The organism is Mycobacterium leprae TN (assembly GCF_000195855.1).
Lineage (GTDB): Bacteria > Actinomycetota > Actinomycetes > Mycobacteriales > Mycobacteriaceae > Mycobacterium > Mycobacterium leprae.
Genome location: NC_002677.1, coordinates 2571309 through 2597138, shown reverse-complemented (window position 1 = coordinate 2597138; position 25830 = coordinate 2571309). Strand labels below are relative to the sequence as shown.

The following is a 25830-nucleotide window of genomic DNA, read 5'->3' as shown; positions in this document are numbered from 1 at the left end:
CTAGCGGGTGGGTGGCGTTGCGGATTCGTGGGCTGGCTTCAACCCACCCTCGGCGCGGTGATGACGCGTAATCCCTGGGCGTGTTCGGCGTTAAAGACGGCGTCGATGACCAACTGGCGTACGTGATCGTTTTTCAGATTGTAGAAAATTGTGGTGCAGTACGGCGGGTGCGCACCAGACGTGTCATCCGCAGTTTCGTCAGGTGCTGGGAGACCGACGATGTTGGCTTGTCCACATGTTCGGCGGGTTCGTTAACGGACATCTCACGGTTCGTCAGCGACTACAACACTGGCACCCGGGTGGTGTCGGCCCACATTGGTAACAATTCGATCACTAAACTGGCCTGATCACCGGGTAATCAACCGCGACTACCTAATACTATTCTATAATCTGTATATATATATACAGTATAGTAGTGCTGTCGCCAAAGTGTGGGGAATTGGTCTTGCGACAGTAAATAGAATAAACTATATCCATTCTTGAACATTTATTTCTGCATGTGTTTGTGGTTAGGTATGGTAGCGTTTTGTCTCGTACCGAACGTGATCGTTGAGATCTCGCGATGAGCGTCGAGGTGACGGCGACCACGGTTGCCGCTTAGCGAGTGCTGGTCTCTGACGAAAAGCTCATACGCTGCGCTGCTGGTTCATGCTGTTTGATTCGACGTCTACACGCGACTGGTCATCGGCCGTATTTCTGTGTTGACGAGAATTCCGGATTTAATCCGCAACAAATGGCCCGGGGGATGGCTTACCGCACCAGGTTCTATGATAACTTTGTTGATGTGACAAAGAGCGGCGTCGGCCAGGAGTGATTTTCGTGGCAGGTTTCAATGCGCAACTATCGGTTAACGTCGCCGGCGGGTACCGTGGTCTACGAGGGTCACATACCGAAGGTGACGAATTCAAGACAGTGACATTGAGTGATCTAGGCGCCGAGCCGAACCGCCGAGTGGCGCAATGGTCGCGGTCGACTTGCGCGATGACTGGACTGCGGCGCTGAAGACGGCGGGATTCGGCTCGCAGGCTGTTACGGCGTGGAGAGTACCGAAGGGTTGCTGGTCTACTTGCCGGACGTGGCCCAGGATGCCCTGTTCGATAACATCGCCGCTTTGAGTGTCCCGGCAGTTGGCTGGCTTTTGCGTTCGTGCCCGCCATTGCTATCGTTCATGAACGAGCGGTAGCCCAATTCACTCATCCTCGGATGAGTGAATTGGGCTTCAAAGTCGATCTCAACGATCTTGCCCACCATAGTCAACGCCGTCACATCGTCGACTATCTAAGCCAGCGCGGTTGGCAGACATCGTCCACGCACGGTCAAGGACCTTCGTGCGGCTAATGGCTTGATCTATCCCGAAAACGCCATCGCCGAGGACTTCGCTGCTATAATCTATAGCGGTACTCGTCCGTTTATGCGATACCGTCAGGAGCGTGCGAAAGCCTAGTGGTGCAGAAGGTTATTTTTCATGTAATTGGTGAGCAAGTCCTGAAATACTGCACGAACTGGTGTGTACAAATCGTGATAATTGTAGCCAGCATATCCCTGTCGTACTTCGGAATAGGCTTGTTGCGTGTCCAGAAGCTGGGGTCGATATCCGTTAGGAAAAATGGTCTAGGTTTGGGCCCTATGACCCGGTGCAGATGGGAATTAGAATCGACCGCCTGACCGATATTCCTGGGCCGTAACGGAGAATGAGTGATTTGCCTCGCTGCGTTTCGCGGGTGGCATCGGTGCTGTGCCAGAGCCACCATCTTGCAAGCCACGTTTTGAGTCTGACGTTTGATTGGCAACTGATGGCAAACCGGTGTTGCAGCTCCTAGCCGGATGATTCGGTTCGGGAATCAGTTGCCGGGTGACGGATTTCCAGTGTGACCAGGGCAACGGGCCTGGTTAAGGTTGACTCCATCGCCACTTATTCAGGAAAGCATAACCAACGATATGGCGGTAACACGTCGTTTAGCCGCGCGCCGTGCCAGTAAGTCCGGCACCACCCCGGTAGACCATTGGCAAACGAGTTGCTGCACGGCGCTATCGTCGAAGGCGCCAACATCGGATAACGTAATGATAGCAGGGGGATCAGTGCCCCCACTAGGACTCGAACCTAGGACCTGCGGATTAAAAGTCCGTAGCTCTACCAACTGAGCTATAGGGGCGTGGATATTTAGGATACCGGTCTCGGGAACTGAGCTCGTTTGAGGATTGGGCCCACGGTGACCTAAGCTGACTGGGCTCCAACGGTAACTGCGTTGTGAGTACCCCGGAGAGATGCGGTTCTGGCCCCCTTCGTCTAGTGGCCTAGGACGCCGCCCTTTCAAGGCGGTAGCGCGGGTTCGAATCCCGTAGGGGGTACTGCTACGCGGTGACGTGGAGCACAAGCAAGGCCCTGTGGCGCAGTTGGTTAGCGCGCCGCCCTGTCACGGCGGAGGTCGCGGGTTCGAGTCCCGTCAGGGTCGCTAGCGCAGCGAGGCACACACGCTGCCTTCTGGCCAGGTAGCTCAGTCGGTATGAGCGTCCGCCTGAAAAGCGGAAGGTCGGCGGTTCGATCCCGCCCCTGGCTACCGGTTCTGAGCTGTGCGGACACTGTGATGGCAGCTATGGACGTTTCAGTGTCTCCGGTTTCTATCCGTTCGCCTGGGTTGCTGCGGAGATGTGGAGCCAGGTCCGGTCGAGGTTCGTGGCTACGCAGCCGAGTTTGTCGGTGTATGAGATCGCTGTAGATATTGGTGGTGCCAGTTGGTGTGGATCTTCTGTACGTAGCGTAAGGTCGGCGCCGGACACTCGGGCCAGGCTGGTATGAGGTTGTGGATGGTCACAGGTGCGCCAAGTGGGTTTTTTGAGGAATTTGTTGCAGTTGGTTTCCGGCGTCAGTTGCTTGATCTGAGTAAAGCCGCCGGTCGGGTGAGGTAGACCACTTGTTCTTGAGGTGCATGGTTGTCGATGCGTGGATTGAGGGTATCGATAACGATTGGCGTGCAGTGGGACGGTGCGGACGGCTGCGCGCGTTTTGGCGAGCCAACTATGATCCGGCTTTTGACTGCCGGCGCGGCTTGGCGGACGTTGAGCCTGCTCGCCGTTAGGTAGATGTCGCCGACGCTCAGGCCGACGAGTTCTGACCAGTACAATTCGGTACAGGTCAGGATAGTTACGACGTTGCCTTGGTCGCCACACGCCGCTGCGAGCGTGGCCACTTGGGCGTCCGTGAGGTAGCGGTGGCGTTCTCAGGACGCATCCACTCGGCTGATACGTCCTGATCTGAGTTTATGTGAATCCGACCATTTTAGCAGGCTATGTCGAGAATCGACCGCAGCAGCCGAAGCGTGGTGAATTTAGCTCACGGGCCGACAGTGAGGGTGTCGACGAATTGCTATACGCCCTTGCGGCAGATTTTGTCGGTCGGTTAGGAGTTTCCAATGCTGGGTGTAACCACTCCACGTCTTGGGCGACACGGCTGGGTGTTTTGACGCGCTGTATTTGGGTCCAGATTTAGGCGAGTGTGATGCAGCCCAGTCGGGGGTCGAACCGCCTGGTGCCAAGTGTCGCTTCACTGTTCCGCTCGGCTTTGAAAATTTACGCTTATAGCAATAAGGCACAGGCGGATGGCGTTTAGACCCATCTCGACGAGAAGGCTGGATCGCGCACTAGTGTAGCGCGGTTGGCCGGCTGAATTGATTTCGCTTTCGGATGCCGCACTATACCGAGCCGACCATTTAGCGGAGCACCTACTTCAAGTATGCTCGGATTTCCTTTGTTTCTCAACATCTTACTCGATCTGACAGCGTGTAGCAGGGTAGTCTCATGTCTCCGCCGTGTTCATGGAACGCTCCTCATCGACTCACAGTCGCAGCCGAGAAGCCCAGCAGTTCGCCCACCTCTTTGTTCTCAACAGCTATGGAAACAGCGCAAAAAGGGTTGCCTTGGTTGTGGTGCAGGGAATTACCATGTCGATACCTTCAGCGCTTTACTAGACCCACGTGACTAGGACGAGTGTATCTATTAGGTATTATTCTTTTGTAGAACGAGTTAACGAGTACGGTCAGTAGTCAGCATGTACCGTTGACTCGTTTCTGTCGATAATGTATCCATTACCAGGGTCACTTGGGTTGATGCGATGCACGGGTGCGCGATCAGCCGTGCCGCCACGCAGAAACTATCGTGGCCTCCTCGTGTGAATGAAGCCGCAAAGCGTGGTCTGGGTGAACAATCCGCACATGGGCAAGGCATCTTTGCGCGAGTCTTGTGCGAATGCAGCGATCACGATGCCGAACTTTTCTTCTCTTGTTCAATATGCGTGAAAACAATTCCGTTACTTGCTTTTTAAGGACTTCATCCGTCATGTAGATGGTCAACCTAGCCAATTTATCGATGAGCAATATAACGATGGGTCAAAATATTTTTGACATACGCGAGCGTGCCTTACAGGCCATTCCGCAGCCCCGGACATCTAGCAGTTCATCCAATTTGGTTAGAAGCCAGGCTGCTTCTTCCTCTGTCGTCGTGACCTTGCTTAATAAGGCTGAGCCGATGGACGTTTGATTTCGTACTTGATATCTATGACAAGCTGGTTCACTGTCCCCGAATTAATATATGGGCTTAACCCGCTGGTAATTCCCCAGAAAATTGATCTTTACTTGCGTCAAAGCACCCAACAGTGAGAGTGTGACGGCCAGTGACAGGTCGAATCTGTATCGACCAGTTCTCACGTCTGCTGATTTCGTCTGCCGACGTTTCACTAGTGCATGGCTATGTAGCAATTTCCACAGTCGACAGTTGTTCCCACATAAAAAATTCCATACAAATTGTTCCGGGAACAACTATTGTCGATTGGGCGGAATGCGCCCCGACAGCATCACGAGTTTTGGAAGCCGCTTTTTATGGGTCATCGACCGTCTGGTCGATACGGGTGTGGGCGGCAATGCGTAAATAGTTCTTGGACCTTCTTACTCCTAGTAGATGTTTATAAATACAGATGGTCTGGTCGATTTCTTTGTCCTGCATGTAATTATGGGTAATGCGCTCTTAGCTTAACAAGCCGTCATCCTTAGCGACTCGCGGCCACGAGGTCACGCTCCAGAGAATTCACCGGGCCCACCTGACGGGGCGCGCAGAAGTGGAACTCGTAATTATTTGGTTACCGTAGTATCCAAGCGAGGAGCACAGTCGCGACCACGACGACCGTACCAACTACCTACATAAGAAAGTTCTCCAGTTTCTGAGTGGCCATCGAACGTTGATGGAAAGCCCTTCACACTAATAGTTTTCTAAGGTCTGTGTGTCTTGTCATACGTATACAGCTCGGTTAAATCCTGCCGTTTTGTGTGGTCTTTTCGGTCCTCGGTCATGACGGCCGATATGGGCAAAGGCGGCAGTACGGGTGTCAGCATGAGTCTGTACTCGCCTAATTCCGTAATGCCGAACGACCCGTATTCAATTCCACACCTCAACAGCGGTATGGATCTCTTTGAGGTGTTTGAGATCAAGTTTAGCAATTCTATTGCTCCTAAATAAATTCAGGAATTGAAGTCCCAGAGTGATGTCATGGCCTAATTACTTAACACTTTTTCGGACAAGTTTAGGCGTTCAAGGGTAGTTTTGTTCTGATAGTGTAGGTTGTTTTCCGGATGATAGGTGTATGTGCCTTAACGGTGTTGATGTGGACTGGGTGCGGAAATATATCACCCGGTTTTATCGGTGGGAAGCAACCGATCAATCAGGTCGGCAATGTGATGATTACTATGCATACTGCGCCGAAGTGCAGACATATAAGGACGATAGAATTTTTTAAGTCGTTCGACCGATCTTGCGTTGTCTTTATCAGGAGTGGCAATACGAGAAACTGGGCAGCAAAAAACTATTATTTCAAATCGAAAAATGACGTATCCCGAACGATTGTTACGACTATAGTTATTCATTGAAGTCCAGGAATACCGCCAAAATAACTTTGGTCGGTGCCCCAGCTTGCGCCAGGCGTTGAAGACGATGCGTTAGTACTCCTTGTTACCCGATCAATTCGGTGACGAGTGTTTGGTGAAGTAGATCACCAAGCGTTTAGGGTCGCACGCAAGTAATCCATTCAGGATGTTGACGGCAGTGCAAGCAAGGAAAGATGGGTTGGAGGACAAGAGAAGAGGTTCGATTCAAGTAGCCATGAATCCTGCGTTCGCCGCGTGCATTCTGGACGCTTTCGATTATGGCACCCATTCACACGCCTGCGATGGAGTCGACCTAATATCGGGTTAGTTTAGGTTAACTACTACACTCGCTAGTTTTTTTCGGTGCCGTGTCTTTCTAGTCGATCATTCAAGGACGGGTGAGGTGATCATGTATGCAAATAGCCATGAAGACATAGTGTCGGTGACGGAAGGTATTCATGTGCCATGTTATTGACATGCCAGTTCTGTCTATGTTCTATTCGGAAGTGGACTGGATTATTGGGATGCGTGGCGGGACGGCGTGGCGCTGGATAAACGGGTACGGACGCCGCGGCAAAGCGGTACGATTCGCTCCTTTGAGCCGCTTCTCGCATTACAGAGTGGGTAATGTGGGGCGAGTTTGTCGAGTTCGGGTGCGAGCTGAATTACAGGAAGAAATCCCGACACGGTGGTTTCGGACCGCAGTCAAAGCGCTTTGGGTGACTTACCGCATCGACCTGACCTTGGCGCACCTTCGCCCCTCCCTGTCGGCGCAGAATCGTGAGCCGACAATCGGCGGAGTTGAGGTGGGTCTTGACTAAACGGACATGATTGTGCGTATCGGCCAGCTATTTATCAGCGAGGGCTAGACGGTGGTTAAGCGCGATCAGTTGGGCGCGGACGAGCGTGGCGAAACATACGTGGTCGAATTGGCTGTCGATGACGAATTCCTGGCATCCTGGTCAACCCATGGTAGTTACAGTGGGCAGTTGACATTTGCCAGGAGCCGCGTCGCAGTCGAAACGTTGCTGGGATGGTCATGTTGGCGAGTGAGAAGAAGACTTCGCAGCCGATTACGGGCTGAGCATCGCGCAAGTTCGTGCAGCGGTTGGCTACGTTCCGAAACATCGCAACGCTGCCTGACTAGGTGCGAGCAACGGGATGGTTGTTTTTGAGGACGTCGTAACATGTCGTGGGAGAAATTTGCTTCGGATGGGAAAAGGCATAGTGGCGGTCCTCCGCTACACTGCACCTATTGTGCTAGGCACCTCATCGATGCACTACTTCCTAAGATTCCTAAGAGCATCGATGATTCTGACTGGATCATCGATGTCGGTGAGCGTGGTTGGGTAGTTATCACGAATTACAAGCGCATCCGGATTAGCTCTATTGAGGTGCAAATGTTGATCGAACACCATCTGAAGGTGGTTCATTTGTAGGGTAGTGCCGGATGCGCCACGGGATGGCAACGGCTGGTTTGTCCTGCAAAGCGTTGGGAGTCAGCAGGAATGCCAACGACCAACGACAAGCTAAATTTCGGCCACTCTTACAGCTCCATTACCTCAGACGAAATGGTTCGAGTCGGGGTGTGTCCTGGAGACTACGGTCTTTTGGACGGCTGTACCACATCGCTAGACGCCCGATGTTGTCCGTGGGTTGCTGTACCAACTTGACCCGCGGTGCGTAGATTTCCTTGCGTTCGACGAATCGGAGAGGTCGAGGTGAAGACTGAGAACATCAACTACGCATTTCTCGACGGTGTCCTAGACGGCAGCCACGAGGACGTTTACTATCACTTCGGCATAGCCTCCTCCGACCCGGCTCTCGATGAGCTTCGCGATGTCAAAGCAGTCATCCTGGCCGGCACTAGGGAGCGTATCACCACGTTTGCCGACCGCTGGAGTGAGCTGAATGGCGGGTCTAAAGTTTCCCGGGTTATTGCCTTTTCAAAAGAGGACCGGTTCGTCACCAGGTACACCGCCGGCGTGCTCTTCGCTTCCCACGGCATGGGTATGGCCAGTGCCTCGATCGCGCTACAGGAGCTCATGCGCTTGGTGTTCTTCCTCAAGCGCGGCGACCTGGAGGCCCTAGATAAGGTATTCTGGTGTCGGGTAGGCACCAGCGGGGGTATCGGACTGCCCAGCGGAACCGTGGTGGTGTCATCTGAGGGCCTCATGGCTGATCTCCAGCCTTACCGATTACTCAGGGGCGGCGACAGTGAGTATTGGTTCGATGGGTGCTTCCCCGCTGGTACTCACAACGCCATCATCGCTGCCAATGAAGGCATCGATGACTTGGCGATGGTATCCGGTAGGACGGTCAGCGGCAACGAGTTCTTCCTTGAACAGTTCCGTCTCGACGGCGCGGTGTGCTTCGAGACACCGACGACAAAGATGGCATGGCTGCGGTGGCTCGACGAGAATGGTGTGCGTAACATCGAGATGGAGGGCGCCATGATCGCGGGCTATCTCAATCACTGGGGCTTTCCGAAATTCGCGATGATCTGCTGCACACTGCTCAACCGGCTCGAGGGTGACCAGGTAACGGCCACGCCCGTGCAGCTACATAAATTCAGTGAAGATTTAGGTGCGGCGTTGTTCAACTACCTCAAGGTCAGCCTGCTCAACGCTTGATTGGTTGATTCCTGTCGAGTATGAAGCGAAACCGTTCTGCACCAAAGTTACTTATCACCAAACAATGGTAACTGTAGAGCTGTTTGATCGGTAGAAGCCGGCGGTCTTAGCAGGGGTTTTCGCGACGACAGATAACTTGGGCGAAACCAGTATCAGGACTGTGTTGAGCAAACTGGTTCCGATGTATAGGGCGTCGTAGCGATAGAAGTATTAAGCACGATCTCTTCGGCATCGGTCAGCACGCAACTGAGAACTTTCACCGGACGTTGCTCGGCGATCACGCGGAGAAGATCCACGGTAGGTTCGTCACCGTGGCAAAACTCGATTGCCTGATTGAGTTGCTCATCACCGTGGCTGACTGCGAAGGCCAGTAGTTTAACCACGCTAGGGTCGTAGACGGGACCGCTCACTACCTGTACGCTGCTTAACCGGGCATCACATCCGTCCCTGATCGATGATGTCAGTGAGTTTGCAGAACCCAGTGATTAACGCCTTGCACGCAAATCGGCGGCGATACCGCTGAAATTACCAGGCTTAGGTGCTGGAACGCAAATCCGGGGATTTGTAGTTCGAGGGAGTATGTCCACACCTAGGCGAAGATTGCGCTTGCCAGCGCGACAATCGGCAGTACCAACATCGAGGTTCGTGATTGCCACCGATGAAGTTCCCAACGCAACCTGATCCGGTAGCCTCGGCAGCGTCGTTGGATAGCGCTGCGAGGCTGTCGTTGGCCTGCGATAAATTGCTGTTCTGGACTGTTCCGGCATAGTGTGCAGTCACATGTCGCAGTGCCCGGTCGATTATCGAGGTCCGCAGTAATGTTTAAGGTCATCTGGATGAGCACCGATCCCATCCCGGATCATTTTGGTGTCCACGGCCGACATGGCTGCATATATTACATAATAGAAGCTCCATACCCACGTTAATAACCATGATTGCCAACGAAATTGCCATTTCTGCCAGCGGTCTGTCTAGTCTGAAGAATAGTCCGATCCAGGCCAGGGCCATGGCTTGCATCGCCGGAGCAACCATCATGGGGAGGCGGGGGCTGACCTTGTCCAACCATCGGCTGGCCGATGGTTGGACAACTATGGAGCTGACGGTTGTTATCACGATGACCTAGCTGGCCTGCTTGGTGAGTAATCTTAGACATAAATGAAGAACAGAGAACACCGACCCGACAAACGTCCGGAATGGAATGTAGACCAAGCCGACAGCGCTCTAGGCGAAGAAACCGCCGGAAAACAGGTACTCCTTCCACAGATCGAAGTCCACCAGAGGGTGGGCCGATGTTGGTTTCCACGACACAGAAAACGCCAGCAAAATAGATACTTGCCGTCAGGGATCCCCAGGCTTCCTGCGTAGTTTAGCCCACCGACGAGTTCTGCAGCATGAAGACGAGCAGCGTAACTCAAAATCAGGCTAAGCCATCGTATTTCTCCTCAGCTATCACGTTTTGGTATTCGCGAGTTGCCGCGAGAGTGACGATAATGGCCAGCGCTGTGGAGCGGGTACGGCCATCCAGGACATCCAGCGCTAGCTGGCGTCTGCATCATCTAGGCAGCATCAGCGGGTAATGAGGAAACCGAATCCGTGCGCGGACCCCCACACGCCGGCGGCGAACCCCTATCGGGTTATAGGGAAAGAGTTAACCACAATCGATAAGGTAGCCGGGGCGGATATGCCGATACCGATGTCTTGGATAGTTCGGCTATTAGATCATACGGGGGCCGGCCACGGTGATGGCTTACACTATCAGACCGGCGTTGAAAATGATGAAGCCTATGACGATCATCTTGACTTCGCCGAGCAGATCACTCATGCGACCGCCCGCGACGAGCGCAGCACCAAACGCCAGGATGTAGGCGGTGATCGTCGAAGTTTGTGCGGACAGAACAAAAATCCAGTTCTGCCTTAAGCATGGGCAGCGTTGGGCTGATTACAATGTTGAACATTTGTGCGACGAGGCGCCGAAACTCATAGCGGCCCGAATCGCCCACGTTGCCTTGCTGGCTGTGCGGCCGTCGATTGCGATCGTCTCCACGGTGGTCTTATTCGTCATTTCCGAATATCCTTTCCTGCGGGTTGAATGCTTGGGGAAGGAGCTGGGCCATTGTCTGCACGCCTTTCGGGGTCATGATTTTCAGTTCGGGTCCGCCATGCTCGTAAAGCAATTGGCGACAGCGACCGCATGGCATGAGCGAGTCCCCGTTGCCGTCGACGCAGTAGACGGCAACAAGTCGGCCACCACCGGTAGCGTATAATGCCGAAATCATCGAACACTCGGCACATAGCGCGAGTCCGTATGAAGCGTTCTCAACATTCACCCCTGTAATGAGCCGGCCGTCGTTGACGAACCCAGCTACCCCGACCGGGAAATTCGAGTAGGGCGCATAGGAATTCGCTCTGGCCGCGACCGCGGCCTTCTGCAGCGTGTCCCAATTCACGTCACCCATCTGACCGGACCTCCAGCGTGAACACCGATGCGTAACCGACGTCCAACTGACTGCGTCAATCTAGCATCGGCAGATGCCCTGAAATGTGATGCCGACTTCATCCTGTCGCTGGTCATAGCTAGCGCTGGTAAGTGAGAAAGTGAAAATATCAGGCGTTTTTTCGTTTTCATACAGAGTGAGGTCATCTAGGTGGTGTTTTAGTACGAAAGAAGTTCGAATGAGGTTCTAGGTCAGTTGGACCACGTCGCTACCCGTTTTCCTATCATGATTGATAAGGGGTTGGCATTGGTGCGCGGAGGGACGCTGGGATGATCGAGATGTTGGTCACCCCGGAGTCCCCTCCGGCCATCGCTTCCAACAGCAGTTGTCCACTACTGCTGTGGGGTCGTCAAGGGGATCCTAGCGCGGTGCCCGTGGGTGTGGTAGCGCCACCCGACGAATGACGTCGTTTAGCCTCGAGTATGAGTGCACTATGGTCTCTTCCATATCAATAGTCTACTTAGCTGCGTTCCGCAGATTCTTTCTGCCGCAGTAGCTCCCAGCACAGCAAGATCCCTTCACGTTGGCGGCGCAGATTCTCTGGGTCACGGCCATAGTCGATCTTGATACGAGGCAGCGGTGCGCCCGGATCGGTGGATACTGCACGCAGAGTGCCACACCCACGATGAGCCATCCAGGGTAGAGGTTACTATTGAAAATTCAACGGTCCGGCGTGACGCTCGTGAGATGGGGTGCAAAAACCTCTAGGACACCATGGCTGAGTCCGTGTAGCTGTATGTCATTCCGCGTGGCCGACCCGGGTGCTGTGTAGCGCAGTGCGACTTTGTCATATGAGTCGGCGGCCCGGCCGTGGCAGTAGCCCGATCCGCGAGCTGGGAATGACGGCGAGGTTGGAACCGACTCCGGGTCGGTCGGCGAACGACAGCAACGCCAAGTGCACACAGCAGGTCCGCTGGGCCAATATACGGATGTTGTTGTAGAATAGTCAGTGTGCCGTAGGTTCCTATTTACAGCGTGATTCGGTCGGCATGTATGGTTCGTGATTGTCCATCGGTAAATCAACTGTACCCCGATGGTCCGCGACACGTAGAAAAGCGCTTTGTCCACTAATGCGTTAGGTAGGATTGCCAGAATCGATCTGGCGCGTACCGCGTCTCGATAGGCTGCGGCCACCGAGATCAGCCGTCTGTCTGCCGTGATGTGTATCAGAACCGCACCCAAGCAGGTCGCATCTAGTGTGCTGTGGTATGCGGCCGAGGGGAATCCTGCGGCGACAGCGGTCTTTACCAATGCAGAGCCGAGATTGCTGACCACTCTGCAGAGTTGTTGTGTTGAAAGGCCAAAGGGACTGCAGTTCCGTAATGAGGGCGGTCGAAGTCAGCGCCGTCCTTCAGGCCGCGAAGGAACGGTAGTAACTCCATCCAGGACTAGACGTTCCAGTCCGCGAAATCATAGTGCCTCGGCTGCAGGGTAATACGGCTTGATCGTCTAGCAACAAGCCGACGACCTTCTGGGCTATAGTTCTGTTCTGTCGTCACGGAAACTGACGAACCCTAGTCGTGCAACGCCATTGATGGTGTCTTGTCGTTAAGCAGATAATATGGCAACCGTGACTTATCCGGGTAATCCGGACCAACTTCCACTAGCAGCATTTTCCACCTGATGATGGTCAGACGAGCGGTTAGTGTGGCATCCGATGAACCTGCTCCACCGATGATTTCGTTGAACTCAGAATACATGCGGACTTCCTTCGTAAACATAGAGATCGACGATAGCTAACCGGTCGGCAAGTCGGCGGAAGGATAGCATACCCAGGTGTATCACCAAGGTAACCGTGATCGGCACGAACGGTTGACCGAGATCGATGCGGGGCTCAGATGGGTAGTTGGTGTTTACCAGAACGTTACGGGTGGCGGTGATCGTTGACAGGTCGATGTGGTGGTGGGCGTCGTCAAACCAATACCAGCAAACCCACAGGCTCGCCAGATCAGCAAGCCCGTGGTCGGCGCGAATGCCACCAGTGCTCTCTGATTCACAGCTAATTGCGCGTGCTGATAATCGTCGAGTCTGAATAACGCCTCCGCTGTCCGTCCGCTGAACATGTGTTCCCTTACCGCACAATGGTAGCAGCGAGGAAGATGTCGCAGGCTCCCGGCGAGCCAGCGGTAGTACTGGACTGTATGTTGGCGGCGGCGCGTGTTGTGGCAGGTCCAGTGCCTTTGCTTGACACTACCTATTCGGTGACGAAGTCGGAATATGCATGCCGGTGGTGTGCTTGCGGGGAAAGACTTCAGGGCTTTTACTACTACTACTACTACTACTACTACCCCTCATTGTGGACCAGGCCTTGGCAGGCGGTGATCGTTGCATCTGCGCGACTAAGGCTGCGAAACCGCAGCGTTGATCGCACTAATCGAGTGTCGAGTCGGACAGCACTTGCTTCTATAACCGAAGGTGGCAGCAGGTCGTTGAACAGCGAGTTGGGGACATAGCAGATTGCTTGTAGGTAGCGGTGGGCGCCTTGGCTGGAGCTCAGGTCATTGGGTGGCCAGAGCAGTTCGTGTCGTCCTCTGGTCAGGCCCACCAAGCGCTGATGGCCGGCAATGGCGTTGGATCCGTATCAGGAATCCGGCCCCGTCGGTGTGGCCGTGGACGTTGAATTTCATACCGGTATCGTCTACAACCATGCCGGCGCTGAGTGCACGATAGACCAAGTCTGACAAGGCTGACCTGGCACAATCCCAGCCAGAGTTGGGGAGGTTGTGTTCCAACCGATCGCCTTTGGAGTACATCCAACAGGTGAAAGCGTCGTCGATGCGAAACGCGGTCGAGGTGCCGTTGACAGTAATAGCGAAGGACACTGTACTGTTAATGATGTGGGTATTTTTGAGCATTAATCACCTCTACTTCAGGTGTTATCGGTGTTTTTAGACTTAGCGCGATGCTTCGACTGTATGAGTCCATATTTGAGAATGCTGGTCGTGTGATCGCTTGGGTTCCAAGGCTAATCTAGTGAAGGTGTTGGAGTGAACCAGCTTCGATATGTTAGTTTCCTTGTACTGTAAGTGTCGAGATCTGGAGTCGAGGTTAAAACCCGGCTCCTTAGCGTCTTGTGCCGGGCTGCATAATTGCCAGTCTAGGCATAGACGGTGCAACATTATTGAGTCACTTCGCGACCTTGTCCATCTCTTTTTACTGCTAATTGAATCACGTTTTTAAGGAGCCTAGTTTATGCCTCGTTTTGTTAGGGAAGCTCCTTCTTCTCCGGCGGCTGGTTGGATCAGATTAGCGAAGCAGGTTAAGGGTGGGCACTCGGTGGTGGTCGACAACGCCGGCAACTATCCCCAGATCGAACAGTTGTCAGCAATCAATGAGTTGCTGCTGGACTTTCTCGGGAAATTCTCCGACAGCTAGAGGTTGTAGTTCAGCAGGGTCTTAATACCTGCTTCTTGATTCTTAGATGTTGTTGCAGTCGAACATCCATGTTCCCCGGTTATTTACAACCAGCACAGCATCGATTTTCTGGTTCGACGGCACGATGAGCTTATCTTTGTGGTAGTTGGGGCTACTGTCGGCCTTGGTTGCCTGGATGGCATAGCGGTGCAAGTACATCGGATGCCGCATAATTGTGATTTTATCGAACTTTAACGTGTGACATTGGCCCAGTTGTACCTTTCAGCGGATTGGTTTCGCTATACGGTTCGCCGTTGATTGTCCAGTTGTGTCGTATCATGTTGCCATCCAAGACTATCGCAAGATTCATATCTAGTTGTGTGGGATCTAGGGGTGACGACCGTTGTGTAGGTGAACATCTCGATGACACCTACCTGTTTAGTTAGCTCTGCCGGACGAACTTGAGGGTCGGGTGTGTCTCCTAACCCGGTGACGAATAATGCACGTGCAAAGGAAGTTTTCCTTTCCACTGATGCACCACTGATGCAACCGGTGGGAAGATGTCGTCGGCGGCGGTCGCGATGACGTTGTAGTGTTCGTCCATACCGATTAACAGGGCGTTGGCCTGGGAACCACGGGGTAAACGTCAGAGCCCGTCACTTTCATCGAATACCTCACCAGAGCAATGCGAAAAGCTTTGTCGGAGCAGTTATTGATAAACCGGATCCGGATTTGCTGGCACGGCCTCGCTTTGAATGTTTTCTTAGTCACCGGTATTCGTCCTTTGAACAGGTAATAGGGGTAGGCGATGTGCACCGCGTTACTGGCGAGCAAGTCGTTTTTCCCGACGTAGCTACCCAGCGACCCAGGAATTTCGGTCGACGGGTTCGTACCGCTTGTAGCTGGTGCAGATGATATGGTCGACGTTGTCAGAATGGTCTTGGTCATGTTCGACTTTTTGGGCGAGGTTAGATCATCATAGAGTTATTGTGGGATCTTCCCGACACCGTCGTCTAATCATTCATGACGACAATTCATTAGGTCATTAGGCGTCGTAGTTACCTGGCTTGGTTGGATCGTAGACGATAACTAGTAGATAGAGGCTTTGTATCAGCGTCCAGACCAGTGTGCGGATGGGCCCAGTAAGTGCCCACGTTCGGCACCGAGAACCGATAAATAAAGTCACGGCTGGCCCGGGCTGCTTGGCATGGCGGGATCGGCGCTGTCCATGTCGTTGGGCAACGCGACCACCGTGTCAGTGGACTGAGGTCGGATAATCGCGCCGGATCGTCACGGTGATCGTAAGTTCATCGCCGATGTTGGCCCGGATAGCCCTTCCCGGGACAATTTTTCCTTAGGCAAGCGTCCTGGCTGTCACCCCCATCTGAGCCATCTAGGTCGATCTTCACCTGTTGGGGGAGCCAAGGTTGCGGTTACGGTGTGCCCACTGTGTGGCCGGGTTGCTTCCGGCGGCCGCAGTAGCATGGGTTATTTCAGTGGCCACCGCGCTCTGCGGCGTCAGGGTGTTAGATTGGCTGCAAATGGCTAGTGCGAACCCGTTCGGGTGCCTTCCGCGGCGTCGAACTGTTCCAGATTCTTTAGTTATAATGGGATTGCGGGCGTGTGGATGGTTAATGGTGCGGACCGCGAGCCTGTAGTCGAACTTCGAGTTGACCATGTACGGCTCCTGCGATATTTACCTTCTCGTAAAGGGTGAATAATATCACCTGCGGATTCCCTGACTCCTGCTTTGCGCCCACCGGACGTTATCCTCAAGATGTATCTCCGGTCAGCCAGAGTCAAGAGGTTTAGCCTCTGTTCCTAAGCCCAGCGCGACAGCTCACTTCAATACGTTTTTACAAAAATTTTTTCGTAAATAGCAATGGAGGATCTTATGTCAGCAGCTGACTCGATCTATCCGCTGTTTGACGCCAAAGATCACTTCTACGAGATGGAGGATTCGCTAACCAAGTAACTGGTGAAGCATCACCGCGACGCGATCCAGTACATACAGGTCAATGGTCGAACCAATATCGGGATTTGCGGCCACATCGGTGACTACATTCGTAATCCCACGTTCGAGGTGGTTGCCTGTCTCGAGGCTATGTAGGAGTACTTCAAAAATGGCAATCTGAAAGGCAAAAACTGCCAGCAGCTATTTGGCGAGCGGATGTTTGTTCCCGGCCTTTCACGAGACCGATCCCTGGCTAGAGCTGATGAATGATCTAGATGTCGACCGCTAATCGATGTGCTCGACTCTGGTCAGTCTGGTTGAAGAGCGAGTGCATGATGACCCGCCGTTGATTCATGTGGTGGTGTACGCGCTCAACCAGTGGCTCGACGAGGTGTGGAGTTTTAGTTACCATGACCGCATTTTCACCGTCCTGGTAGGCCAGCTTGCTGATTGCCGAGAAGGCAATTGAGGAGCTGGACTAGGGTGGTGCGACGCGTTGCTCGGACGATCCTGATGCGGCCGTCCTCCGTTACCTGGTACTGTGGTCCGCGTTCGTTTGCGGTGCCGGAGTTCGGCCCGTTTTGGCAGCTATGTGTCGACCATGACGTGCTGGTGGCGATGCATTCGTCGAATAGTGGCTATGCTCGATACACACCTAAGAGGACGGTGGCGACAAGGAGATGTTCCCGTTCCAGACGAATGCGTTCGCCATGCTCAATAAGTTGCGGTCGATGCAGGACACTGTGGTGCCCTGAGGGATTTACGGCGCGTTGTATTGTTCCCCCACGATTGAAGGTCGCGGTCATCAAATTTCGTATCGAAGTAACTGTTTCCCTTGCTGGGTCAGCTGGTTGACATCTACAAGAAAACGTCCGCAAGTTTACCCGGCGGTGACCCGGTCGAAGAGGTCAAGCACCGAATCCACATCAGTACATTCTACTAAAGACGGTATCAGCGTCCTGGTCGGTCTCATCGGGATGGGTAGGGTTCTCTACAGTTAGGATTTCCCGCTCCAGGATGGGCTCGTGCAACCCCGGGCATTACGCGGATGCACTGTGTAGTACTTGACGTGTTGATGGTCAGGCAAAGATCTTGAGCGGCCATCTGGCTCGACTAATTTCGGTATGACAACCGCGGACCACTACGGTGAGCCGATCCCGCAAAATTGGACTGCAATTCCCGCTATGATGTTAAGTGCGAAAGATTGTTTCGGTGAAGCAGAAATGGTCGTCTACGGCTTCTTGCTTCTGAGCTTCACTCAGTTCGTAGACTGGATCCGCTGTGCTGCAGGTTCTTGCGTGTTATCCGGCATTGACAAGGTGATTAGCTAGCCATCTAGACGTCCAATTCCGCCTAATGGATGATGGATGATTGCGGAGTTCGGTTTGCTCACCTCGGGTGCAATGTTGGTTTCGGTCAGTACCAGGTTCAGAGCGCCGAAACCATCGACATCATCTGTTGCAGTGGAGAGAAAGTGGTTATGATTGAAAAAATCTTCTTGAGAAAGGATTGCGCTGATCACACCGATATGGTCGCGATCGATGTCGAGTCGAAATTTCTGGCCAGTGGTTCGTCGTTCGAGTGACCGATCAGCGGCACCGATATCACGGATGTGATCTACCCCTCGGGCACCACCTAACGGACCAAAAGCGTGATGATGAAATACTTGCAGAACCTATGGCCCTACGCTGATTTGGTGCGACTTCGCCGACCCTTCGGTGAAGATAACCACTACACTGATCGTCAACTCGTTCTTCCGCACCAAGGTGTGCTATATTTCTTTAATGATCTTGGGAAACAACGTCATTCTGGTTTCCGTATTCTGGCTGAATCGTATGCTGGAGCTGCTTGAGCGTGAATGAGTTACCAGGCTTCCTGGACGGTTGACGCTCTAATCATTCGCTGCTGCTTGCCTCGGTCAATTACGACCTGTCGTCGTTGCGGGCAGCGATGATCGGTCGGCTGACATCTTCATGCAACTCATCTGACGGGTACATAACGAATTGCTTTTCCAGCCTATCATGACCGGCTAGGTCCTCACCAAAGCGGCAACGGTAACGACGCAGGGATTCCTTCGAAGATATCGCGACAATCGCCGGTACGCCGTGCGATGGGCTCGAGGTACACATCGCCGACGATGGAGAGGCTTTGATCCGTGGGTGCAGAGTCATGCAGGGTTATCTCGATGACTCTGTTTGCCACCGTGGAGGCGATTTATGACGAGGGTTAGTTGCTATACCGACGATCTGGTCAGCTTGGATTTGACAGTAGCGGATAAGGATTAACGGGAGTAAGAAGGGCATGTTCATCCTAGACGGCTTCAACGCGTACTTAGCGGAGATCGAGGGTGCTCGAACACCCGGAGTTAGCACAAGCCGCAGTAATCGGAATCACCTACGAGCGACTAGGTCAGGTAGGTAAGAATTTGGTTGTGCCGAAACCCTCCAACCTTTGTCCGAGGCTGATTTGGTTGTGTGGTTCCGAAAGCGGATAGCGTTGTGCAAAGCTGATATCCATCGAATTTCTCGAAGAGCTGCCACTTAATGTTGCCGAAATGTGATGGAAGACAGCTTCGGTGATCATCGGAGACATGTACGCGATGGTGATTGCTCTGATGATCGCATGCCCGATCTCACTCGGGTGTGGCTGTTGCTGCAGCGCACTCGTTCGACTTGTTCGATGCTACTGCCATTGACGACATACTGGACGTTTTCGTCGGTTAGATCATCGACGGGTTCGTCGCGGCGATTCCGATGTCTGGATTAGTTACCGCTGTGCCCGGGGTGATGACTGCGATCGCATCTGTCGATGACGTTTCGACCATGACCGTGGAGGTTAGCTGTATGGTGGATATTTTCACCGAGCCCGGTATCTGAAAGACTTGGATTTTCTAGGATTTAGATGATGAACACGCAGTCTTGATCTTGCATGAGTTTTTTGACGAATATGGGTTCCGGCACTGGATCGATCATCCCTACGTTGTGGCACAATAGTTATCTAGAGTGGGAGTGGGCTCCTATCCCCGCTGTTCGTTGTTCGGTTGTTCGACATGATTCGCATCGAGGCGGCAGAGTAAGCGGATCACTCGATGTTTATCTACCTATGTAACCAAGCCTGTTTCAGTTGTCCCATCCTGGGTTGGGCAACTGAAAAATCCGATTGCTGTCCTGCGCTGGCCGGGTCAATGCAGTCAATAGGCTTGGAAGATCTAGTTTAGGCACGATGACTTCGACGAAAACCATCTGATCCTTAAGCTCGGCGGCGACGGCGAAGGCCTCGTCGAGCTCACCGTAGGTTTCTGCACGGAAGGACGAATGATTGGCTACCCCCAGCGCACCGGGGATGTCGGTCCAACGCCATCTGGCAATGTTATTGTAGGGAGCTGTTGCTCCATGTATCGCCCGTTCGATTGTATAGCCGTCGTTGTTGACTACCACAATGACCGGTGACAACCCCTCGCGGTAGAAGGAGCCGAGCTCCTGGATCGTCAGTTGCGCGGCGCCGTCGCCGAGCAGCAACACCGTCCTGCGGTTGCGATGCGCTAACCCCGCACCGAGTGCTGCAGGCAGCGTGTAACCGATTGAACCCCAAAGGGGTTGACCGATGAAAGTCACTCCTCGCGGCAACCGGTGTTCCACCATGCCATAGAACGCGGTTCCCTGATCGGCTAGTACCACGTTTCCCGGTGTGAGCGCTGCACAGAGCCTGTCCCACAAGATCTGTTGGGTCAGCCGTTGAGTGGGTGATGGTGTGTCCGCAGTTGGGTTGCCAGGAGGTAATTCCACTGGTGGCGAGCTGACACCGCGGCGCACCAGGATTGACGCTAATGCCTCAAGCGCGTCACCCATTTCCAGTGGAGTGAAGACCTTATCGGCCACACTGCTCTGGTACTGCCCGACGTCGATGGTCCGGGCTGGGTCGATCCGCTGGCTGAAGAAACCACTGACCATGTCGGTAAAAACCACCCCGGCGGTCACCAGCACAGGTGCCTGCTCAATCGCCGCGCGGACCGCTTCGGTGCTAGCAGCCCCGGCATAGATCCCCAGGAAGTTAGGTGAGCTCTCGTCGAGCAGACTTTTGCCCCACATTAACGTGGCGTACGGCACCACGTCGGCCGTCAGCAACGTCTCGAGCTCTTTGACCACTTGCAACCGATGGACCAGCAAGTCCGCCAGCACCGTCATCCGCTTATCGGCAATGAGTTTGGTGGCGGCATCGATGAACAGCGACAGCGCACGCGGGCTGGTGCCGTCGGTATGGCCCGGCAATGGGGCGGCGGGTGGTTCGGTAGGGAAGCGAGCTACGTCGGTGGACAGTAGTATGTATCCGGGACGTTTGTGCTTCCGCACTTCGCTGAGTACCCGATCAATCTCCTTGCATGCTGTAGCTGTTGTGAGATTAGCTTGGGAGCAAGTTATTTCGCTGCTAATCCGGATGAAGTGCTCGAAGTCCCCATCGCCTAGCGAGTGGTGTAGCGCTCGGTGGGTGCTTTGCGCGTCTTTAGGGGGGGCGCCGACAATGTGAACGACGGGCACATGCTCAGCGTAGCTACCCGCTATCGCGTTGGCTGCCGAGAGTTCGCCAACTCCGAATGTCGTCACTAAAGCGGATATTCCGCGTAAACGTCCATACCCATCTGCAGCGTATCCGGCGTTCAGTTCGTTTGCGTTGCCCACCCATCTGATGGTCGGATGGGCAACGATATGGTCGAGAAATTCCAGGGTGTAATCGCCGGGTACGCCGAAGATCTCTGTGACACCGAGTTCAGCGAGGCGGTCAAGCAGGTAGGCGCCGACGGTATAGACGGCTTCAATCTTGGGGGCGGTCACGAAGACGACGGTACGCTTTGGTAGGAACTACTCCAGGCCGGGCTCCGGTTCGCTATCGTGCGGGCCACGGCAATCAACGGATCCCGCGACGTCGTAATCGAAGTCAAGTTCTGCAGAGGTTCTCGACGTCATCGTCGCTATCGAAACGATACCCAAGTGGTCAGCTGCGTATCAGGGCGCCTGGGTGCCCGAGACGGGCAGACCAGCAAAGTTAAGATGTAAAGTCAAGGCCGTGGGCGTCACCGACTAACAGGTGGTGCCATACACCTGAAGTGACAACGGTGATGAGCTGGACGCTGGTCAACTCTTCGGTGCAGCATTTGCAAAATGCGAATTAATTAAGAATTAATTAAGTTGTCTCTCAAGGGTGATAGCACTGTGGTCAAGTTCGAGAATCAGTGTCAACCCGGTGGTACCATTGTCTGTCTGGTTTTGTGCTCAAAAGCGTGGTAAACGAGTCGATCGAAGCGGTGTGCAGGTTGAGTGCTGCAGGTGATGAGAGGTCAAATAGTCACCGTGAACTTTGGTAGTCCCCTGGCCGGGGCCAAGGTAATCGAACTCACTGGCATCGGACCGGGGTCGCATGCAGGGATGGTGCTGGCTGACCTCGGCGCTAACGTGGTGCGGGTGCGCCGTCCCGGCGGACTGACGATGCCGTCCGAAGATCGCGATCTGCTGCACCGTGGAAAGCGGATTGTCGACCTGGACGTCAATACGCCGTCGGGCGCTATTGCGCTATTGGAGCTGGCAGCCAAGGCTGATGTATTGCCGGATTGTTTCCGGCCTGCACCTGCGAGCGATTTGGTATCGGTCCCGGCGAGTGCGCGGCGATTAACCTCCGACTGATCTTCGCGGCGTATTACAGGTTGGGGACAATACGGACCGTTGGTATCGACGGCGGGTCACGGACATCAACTACCTCGCGCCGACCGGTGCGCTTTTGGCGCTGAGATACCGCGATCGGCCACCGATGCTGCCGCTGAACCTGGTCGTCGACTTCGACTGCGGCTCGATGCTGGTGTTGCTGGGTATCGTGGTAGCGTTATATTTAAACTCTAATTAATGAGATTAATCAGCATGTTCCGGTAGGGAGGGGGTAAGTCGTCGACGCCGCTATGGTCGACGGGGTCAGCGTTTTTCCCCAGATGATGTGGGCCATGAAGTTGACCTGCGTTCTGCGTGACGGGCGCGAGTAATTTCTGCTTTACGGCAGTGCCCCGTTTTCTAGTTGCTATGAGATCGCCGGTTGTAGATATTATGGCCGTCGGCGCCATCGAGTCTGCTTGACATACGCTTCGTATCAACAGATGAGCGAGATCTTTGCGCAGCGGTTCGCCCAGTCAGACCAGAACCCAAGACCAGGGACCACTGGTTTTCTCTGGTCCCGATGCTTGCGTCACACCGATGTTGACGTGAAGTGAAGCCGCGAGCAACGACCATCTGAGAGCCCGGTCGACGGTGATCATCTCTCATGGTTTGACCAGGCTGTGCCGGCTCCGCGGTTTGCCCGCCGACTGGCACCGTGACACTGATTGTCGTAATTGGTTGGTAACAGAATCGTTGCCCATTCGCCCTGTGCGGGCAGGACCCTGTTGCTCGCCTAGAAGTTAGTGGCTTTTACAAGCGCCGCGGGAAATCATCATTTATGTTTACCTGGAAGGGATTCTAAAGGCGTTAGCTGATATCGGGTCAGTGCCCGTTTTGGTCGTTGGTGTACAAGAATGCTGAAGTCATCGACACCTAAATCCCGGTGGGTGGCTGCATCATGTCAAGGTTGCGGTCGAAGTGGTCGGGATTGCCGAATCGGACACTGGCCGAATTCTACTGGGTGGTGTGGGATGCCTACAAGACTTTAAAATACCAGCGTGGCCAGCGCGTCGCGTACACCCTGCGATAGGTGGGTGGGGACAAGATGTGGGTGTGTTTCGCCATCACCATAGAGCCGTCAGCGCCGCTGCCGGAGTTTCTGCTTAAGCGAGGTCTTGAGTTTAAAGTATTTAAAGCCGCAACGGAAGTCCTGTGGAACTTCGTCATGAGTGCGGACGGATCTATAAGTAGTGTATCCGTTCTTAAGCACGGAGAGTCGCCTGATTGCCTAATCGAGAGTGTCGTCGCGTTTGCAGAAGATAAAGTGCACCAGGTGATTCCACACGTCGGCTTGTTTTGAGGTGTGCTCGGCTGCCGGATCGCAGAATGCCGACATTTGAGATGGCGTCCATTCCAGCCTTTTCCAGCAGGGCCGAGCAGAACGCCGCGCTGTCGTCGTAACCTAGCGGACGCGGGTCGGCGCAGAGGAAGTACGTGCCGTAGCTGTTGTACAATTTGAAGCCAATCTCGGTCGGCACCGACGACAGCCGATCGTGTCTGTCTTGCAACGAACTCCGAGGCCTGGTCACCTAGGCGTCTTCGGTGTCCAACGCCAAGGTTACCGCTGGCTGAAACGGCGCGCCGCCGACGTAGCTCAGGTACTGTTTTGCCGATAGCTCCCCGGCGATGAGATCTGTTGTTCCGCAGGCCACCCGATCTTCCAGCCGGTGCAGTTGAACATCTTAGCCGCGCTGGAAATGGTGATTGTGCTTTCGACCATGCCGTCAAAGCCAACCAGCTGCAAGTGTTTTCGTTTTTCGAACACCAGGTGCTCATAAACTTCATCGGTAATGACCAACAGGTCTGCCGCCACGGCTAGCTCCGCTATCTCGGCTAATTCGGTCGCGCTCAGCACCGCGCCGGTGGGGGTTGTATGGTGAGTTTACAATCAACGTGCGGGTCCGAGGTGTCAGCGCCTGTCGAAATGCGTCGGCATCCAGCGCAAAGCCGCAGCCACCGGGTACCATGTGGTATGGCTACCCGATTAGCGGCAGCCATCGCTACCGCTGTCGTAGAACGGCTCGAGTAGAATTACTTTAGCGATCCGGGTTCGATCAGGCCGATCACCGCCCCTCCGATAGCCTCGGTGGCTCCAACCGTTGTAAGAACCTTAGGTGTCTGGGATCGTACTCGACGCCAAAATGCTGCTGGCATTGCGCGGTGATGGCCTGCCGCAGCCCAGCGATGCCTATCCCCGGTGGGTATTTAATTGACTTCGTCGGTGATGGCGTCTTACGCGGCCCTCAGCATCGCTGGCGGTCCGTCCTCGTTGGGAAGTCGTGCCCGAGGTTCACTGCGCCGATGCGTGCAGCTAGAGCTGACATTTCAGCGAACACCGTGGTTGCTTAGGGGCGTAGTCGCGTCACTGTTATGGCAATTGAGCTTTATGGAGTGTCGCTGCCAGCACGACCGTAGTGCCACGTTCGGTCGCTGACCAGCGCAACCTTGCCCAACCAACAGGTTGGCCGAACCCTACTGTTAGTGTGCCTGTACTGTACTAGTTCCTAGTCTTTAAGACGGAATCTAACCGCCCACATCAATAGTAAATTAAATTTTTTTGCGAACAGGAAGCCGACATGTCCGAAGAAGCTTTCATCTATGAGGCCATCCGCACCCCTCGCGGTAAGCAGAAGAACGGATCGTTGCACGAGGTCAAGCCGGTAAGCCTGGTCGTTGGGCTAGTCGAGGAATTGCGTAAGCGAAACCCCGATCTCGATGAGAACCTGATCAGCGACGTCATCTTGGGATGCGTCTCACCGGTGGGCGATCAGGGCGGTGACATTGCCCGCGCCACGGTGCTGGCCGCTGGCCTGCCTGTCACCGCAGGCGGGGTGCAGCTCAACCGGTTCTGCGCATCGGGGCTTGAAGCCGTTAACACCGCCGCGCAGAAGGTGCGCTCTGGCTGGGATGACCTGGTTCTGGCTGGCGGTGTGGAGTCGATGAGCCGGGTGCCGATGGGATCCGATGGCGGCGCGATGGGCTTGGACCCGGCGACTAACTACGACGTCATGTTCGTCCCGCAGGGCATTGGTGCCGACCTGATCGCCACCATCGAGGGCTTCTCGCGTGATGACGTCGACGTCTATGCGTTGCGCAGCCAGGAGAAGGCCGCGGCCGCGTGGTCGGGCGGCTACTTCGCCAAGTCGGTGGTTCCGGTGCGCGACCAGAATGGTCTGTTGATCCTCGATCACGACGAGCACATGCGGCCCGACACCTCCAAGGAGGGCCTGGCCAAGCTGAAGCCCGCCTTCGAGGGTCTTGCCGCGATGGGTGGTTTCGACGACGTGGCCCTGCAGAAATATCACTGGGTGGAGAAGATCAACCACGTTCACACCGGAGGTAACAGCTCCGGCATCGTCGACGGCGCGGCACTGGTGATGATTGGCAGCGAAGCTGTTGGCAAGTCCCAGGGCCTGACTCCGCGGGCGCGCATGGTAGCCACCGCTACCAGTGGGGCCGACCCGGTCATCATGCTGACCGGCCCCACCCCCGCCACCCGCAAGGTGCTCGACCGCGCCGGGTTGACTGTTGATGACATCGACCTGTTCGAGTTAAACGAGGCGTTTGCGTCGGTGGTTCTGAAATTCCAGAAAGACCTGAACATTCCGGACGAGAAGCTCAACGTCAACGGCGGTGCTATCGCGATGGGTCACCCGCTGGGTGCCACCGGCGCGATGATCCTCGGGACCATGGTCGACGAACTGGAGCGCTGCAACGCGCGGCGTGCGCTCGTCACGCTATGTATCGGCGCCGGCATGGGTGTTGCCACCATCATCGAGAGGGTTTAAT

General features: G+C 54.5%; 17 protein-coding genes, 4 tRNA genes and 6 pseudogenes. 14 read left to right on the top strand and 13 right to left on the bottom strand.

The genetic code is table 11. The annotated features are described in order from the left end of the window. A pseudogene (locus tag ML_RS11180) lies at nucleotides 1-334 on the bottom strand (ArsR/SmtB family transcription factor). Nucleotides 335-562: 228 nt separating this feature from the next. Between ML_RS11180 and ML_RS11175 the strand changes: the two are divergent. Beyond that, nucleotides 563-1444: pseudogene (locus ML_RS11175) on the top strand (SAM-dependent methyltransferase). Nucleotides 1445-2080: 636 nt separating this feature from the next. On the opposite strand, the gene ML_RS11170 reads toward ML_RS11175, so the two are convergent. Next, nucleotides 2081-2153, bottom strand: a tRNA-Lys gene (locus tag ML_RS11170). A 123-nt stretch (nucleotides 2154-2276) separates the two neighbouring features. On the opposite strand from ML_RS11170, the gene ML_RS11165 reads away from it, so the two are divergent. From ML_RS11165 to ML_RS11155, 3 genes are all read left to right on the top strand, one after another. Beyond that, nucleotides 2277-2349 (top strand) — tRNA-Glu (locus ML_RS11165). Between the two features lie 30 nt (nucleotides 2350-2379). Continuing rightward, nucleotides 2380-2453, top strand: a tRNA-Asp gene (locus tag ML_RS11160). 31 nt (nucleotides 2454-2484) lie between these two features. After that, nucleotides 2485-2558, top strand: a tRNA-Phe gene (locus ML_RS11155). A gap of 306 nt (nucleotides 2559-2864) precedes the next feature. Here the strand turns inward: ML_RS11155 and ML_RS18145 are convergent. Together ML_RS18145 and ML_RS19915 are read right to left on the bottom strand one after the other, a co-directional pair. After that, entirely contained in the window at nucleotides 2865-3188 is a 324-nt protein-coding gene (locus tag ML_RS18145) for a hypothetical protein (protein ID WP_306455890.1), read from the bottom strand. A 2796-nt stretch (nucleotides 3189-5984) separates the two neighbouring features. Then, a pseudogene (locus tag ML_RS19915) lies at nucleotides 5985-6098 on the bottom strand (rolling circle replication-associated protein); the annotation flags it as partial. A 287-nt stretch (nucleotides 6099-6385) separates the two neighbouring features. On the opposite strand from ML_RS19915, the gene ML_RS11145 reads away from it, so the two are divergent. The 3 genes from ML_RS11145 to ML_RS11135 all read left to right on the top strand — a co-directional run bounded on the left by ML_RS11145 (nucleotide 6386) and on the right by ML_RS11135 (nucleotide 8542). Then, nucleotides 6386-6730, top strand: a complete 345-nt coding sequence (locus ML_RS11145) for a hypothetical protein (protein WP_145985211.1) — start codon at nucleotides 6386-6388, stop codon at nucleotides 6728-6730. Between the two features lie 366 nt (nucleotides 6731-7096). After that, entirely contained in the window at nucleotides 7097-7348 is a 252-nt protein-coding gene (locus tag ML_RS11140; RefSeq protein ID WP_010908750.1) for a PIN-like domain-containing protein, read from the top strand. A gap of 282 nt (nucleotides 7349-7630) precedes the next feature. After that, entirely contained in the window at nucleotides 7631-8542 is a 912-nt protein-coding gene (locus tag ML_RS11135; RefSeq protein ID WP_231846619.1) for a uridine phosphorylase, read from the top strand. Nucleotides 8543-8694: 152 nt separating this feature from the next. Here the strand turns inward: ML_RS11135 and ML_RS11130 are convergent, their stop codons facing one another. Then, nucleotides 8695-8952, bottom strand: coding sequence for a hypothetical protein (locus ML_RS11130; RefSeq protein WP_010908748.1), 258 nt, complete (start codon nucleotides 8950-8952; stop codon nucleotides 8695-8697). A gap of 521 nt (nucleotides 8953-9473) precedes the next feature. Here ML_RS11130 and ML_RS11125 point away from each other — a divergent pair. Beyond that, complete coding sequence (locus tag ML_RS11125; protein ID WP_041323218.1) at nucleotides 9474-9665, top strand: hypothetical protein; 192 nt, start codon at nucleotides 9474-9476, stop codon at nucleotides 9663-9665. Between the two features lie 928 nt (nucleotides 9666-10593). Here ML_RS11125 and ML_RS11115 read toward each other — a convergent pair. Next, nucleotides 10594-10998 carry a cytidine deaminase gene (locus ML_RS11115; protein ID WP_010908747.1) on the bottom strand — a complete coding sequence of 135 codons (405 nt, stop codon included), beginning with the start codon at nucleotides 10996-10998 and terminating at the stop codon, nucleotides 10594-10596. A gap of 308 nt (nucleotides 10999-11306) precedes the next feature. On the opposite strand from ML_RS11115, the gene ML_RS17565 reads away from it, so the two are divergent. After that, nucleotides 11307-11441, top strand: coding sequence for a hypothetical protein (locus ML_RS17565; protein ID WP_269147025.1), 135 nt, complete (start codon nucleotides 11307-11309; stop codon nucleotides 11439-11441). 56 nt (nucleotides 11442-11497) lie between these two features. Here ML_RS17565 and ML_RS11110 read toward each other — a convergent pair whose 3' ends face one another. From ML_RS11110 to ML_RS11100, 3 genes are all read right to left on the bottom strand, one after another. After that, a complete protein-coding gene (locus ML_RS11110) occupies nucleotides 11498-11671 on the bottom strand; it encodes a hypothetical protein (protein ID WP_156511899.1) in 174 nt (57 codons plus the stop codon). An 880-nt stretch (nucleotides 11672-12551) separates the two neighbouring features. Next, nucleotides 12552-12737, bottom strand: a complete 186-nt coding sequence (locus ML_RS11105) for a hypothetical protein (RefSeq protein WP_041323212.1) — start codon at nucleotides 12735-12737, stop codon at nucleotides 12552-12554. Nucleotides 12738-13535: 798 nt separating this feature from the next. Then, nucleotides 13536-13892: a hypothetical protein gene (locus ML_RS11100; RefSeq protein ID WP_010908746.1), complete on the bottom strand. Its 357-nt coding sequence runs from the start codon at nucleotides 13890-13892 to the stop codon at nucleotides 13536-13538. A gap of 337 nt (nucleotides 13893-14229) precedes the next feature. Here ML_RS11100 and ML_RS16640 point away from each other — a divergent pair, with 337 nt between their 5' ends. Then, nucleotides 14230-14412: an alpha/beta fold hydrolase gene (locus tag ML_RS16640; RefSeq protein WP_145985209.1), complete on the top strand. Its 183-nt coding sequence runs from the start codon at nucleotides 14230-14232 to the stop codon at nucleotides 14410-14412. A gap of 42 nt (nucleotides 14413-14454) precedes the next feature. On the opposite strand, the gene ML_RS11095 is transcribed toward ML_RS16640, so the two are convergent. After that, the gene (locus ML_RS11095; RefSeq protein WP_269147094.1) at nucleotides 14455-14664 is read right to left on the bottom strand and encodes a multicopper oxidase domain-containing protein; all 210 of its coding nucleotides are present in this window, start codon (nucleotides 14662-14664) and stop codon (nucleotides 14455-14457) included. Between the two features lie 1609 nt (nucleotides 14665-16273). On the opposite strand from ML_RS11095, the pseudogene ML_RS19525 reads away from it, so the two are divergent. Next, nucleotides 16274-17413 (top strand): annotated as a pseudogene (locus ML_RS19525) (amidohydrolase family protein). Between the two features lie 259 nt (nucleotides 17414-17672). On the opposite strand, the gene ML_RS16630 reads toward ML_RS19525, so the two are convergent. Further along, nucleotides 17673-17867 carry a hypothetical protein gene (locus ML_RS16630; protein WP_231846617.1) on the bottom strand — a complete coding sequence of 65 codons (195 nt, stop codon included), beginning with the start codon at nucleotides 17865-17867 and terminating at the stop codon, nucleotides 17673-17675. Nucleotides 17868-18692: 825 nt separating this feature from the next. On the opposite strand from ML_RS16630, the gene ML_RS19520 reads away from it, so the two are divergent. Beyond that, nucleotides 18693-18839, top strand: a complete 147-nt coding sequence (locus tag ML_RS19520) for an AMP-binding enzyme (protein ID WP_231883273.1) — start codon at nucleotides 18693-18695, stop codon at nucleotides 18837-18839. A 625-nt stretch (nucleotides 18840-19464) separates the two neighbouring features. Here ML_RS19520 and ML_RS11080 read toward each other — a convergent pair. Further along, nucleotides 19465-21174, bottom strand: a complete 1710-nt coding sequence (locus tag ML_RS11080; RefSeq protein ID WP_010908744.1) for an alpha-keto acid decarboxylase family protein — start codon at nucleotides 21172-21174, stop codon at nucleotides 19465-19467. Nucleotides 21175-21690: 516 nt separating this feature from the next. Here ML_RS11080 and ML_RS11075 point away from each other — a divergent pair. Then, nucleotides 21691-22682 (top strand): annotated as a pseudogene (locus ML_RS11075) (CoA transferase); the annotation flags it as partial. Nucleotides 22683-23269: 587 nt separating this feature from the next. On the opposite strand, the pseudogene ML_RS11070 reads toward ML_RS11075, so the two are convergent. Further along, nucleotides 23270-24365 (bottom strand): annotated as a pseudogene (locus ML_RS11070) (aminotransferase class I/II-fold pyridoxal phosphate-dependent enzyme). A 252-nt stretch (nucleotides 24366-24617) separates the two neighbouring features. On the opposite strand from ML_RS11070, the gene ML_RS11065 reads away from it, so the two are divergent. Then, nucleotides 24618-25829, top strand: a complete 1212-nt coding sequence (locus ML_RS11065; RefSeq protein WP_010908743.1) for an acetyl-CoA C-acetyltransferase — start codon at nucleotides 24618-24620, stop codon at nucleotides 25827-25829. The last annotated feature ends 1 nt before the right edge of the window (nucleotide 25830 follow it).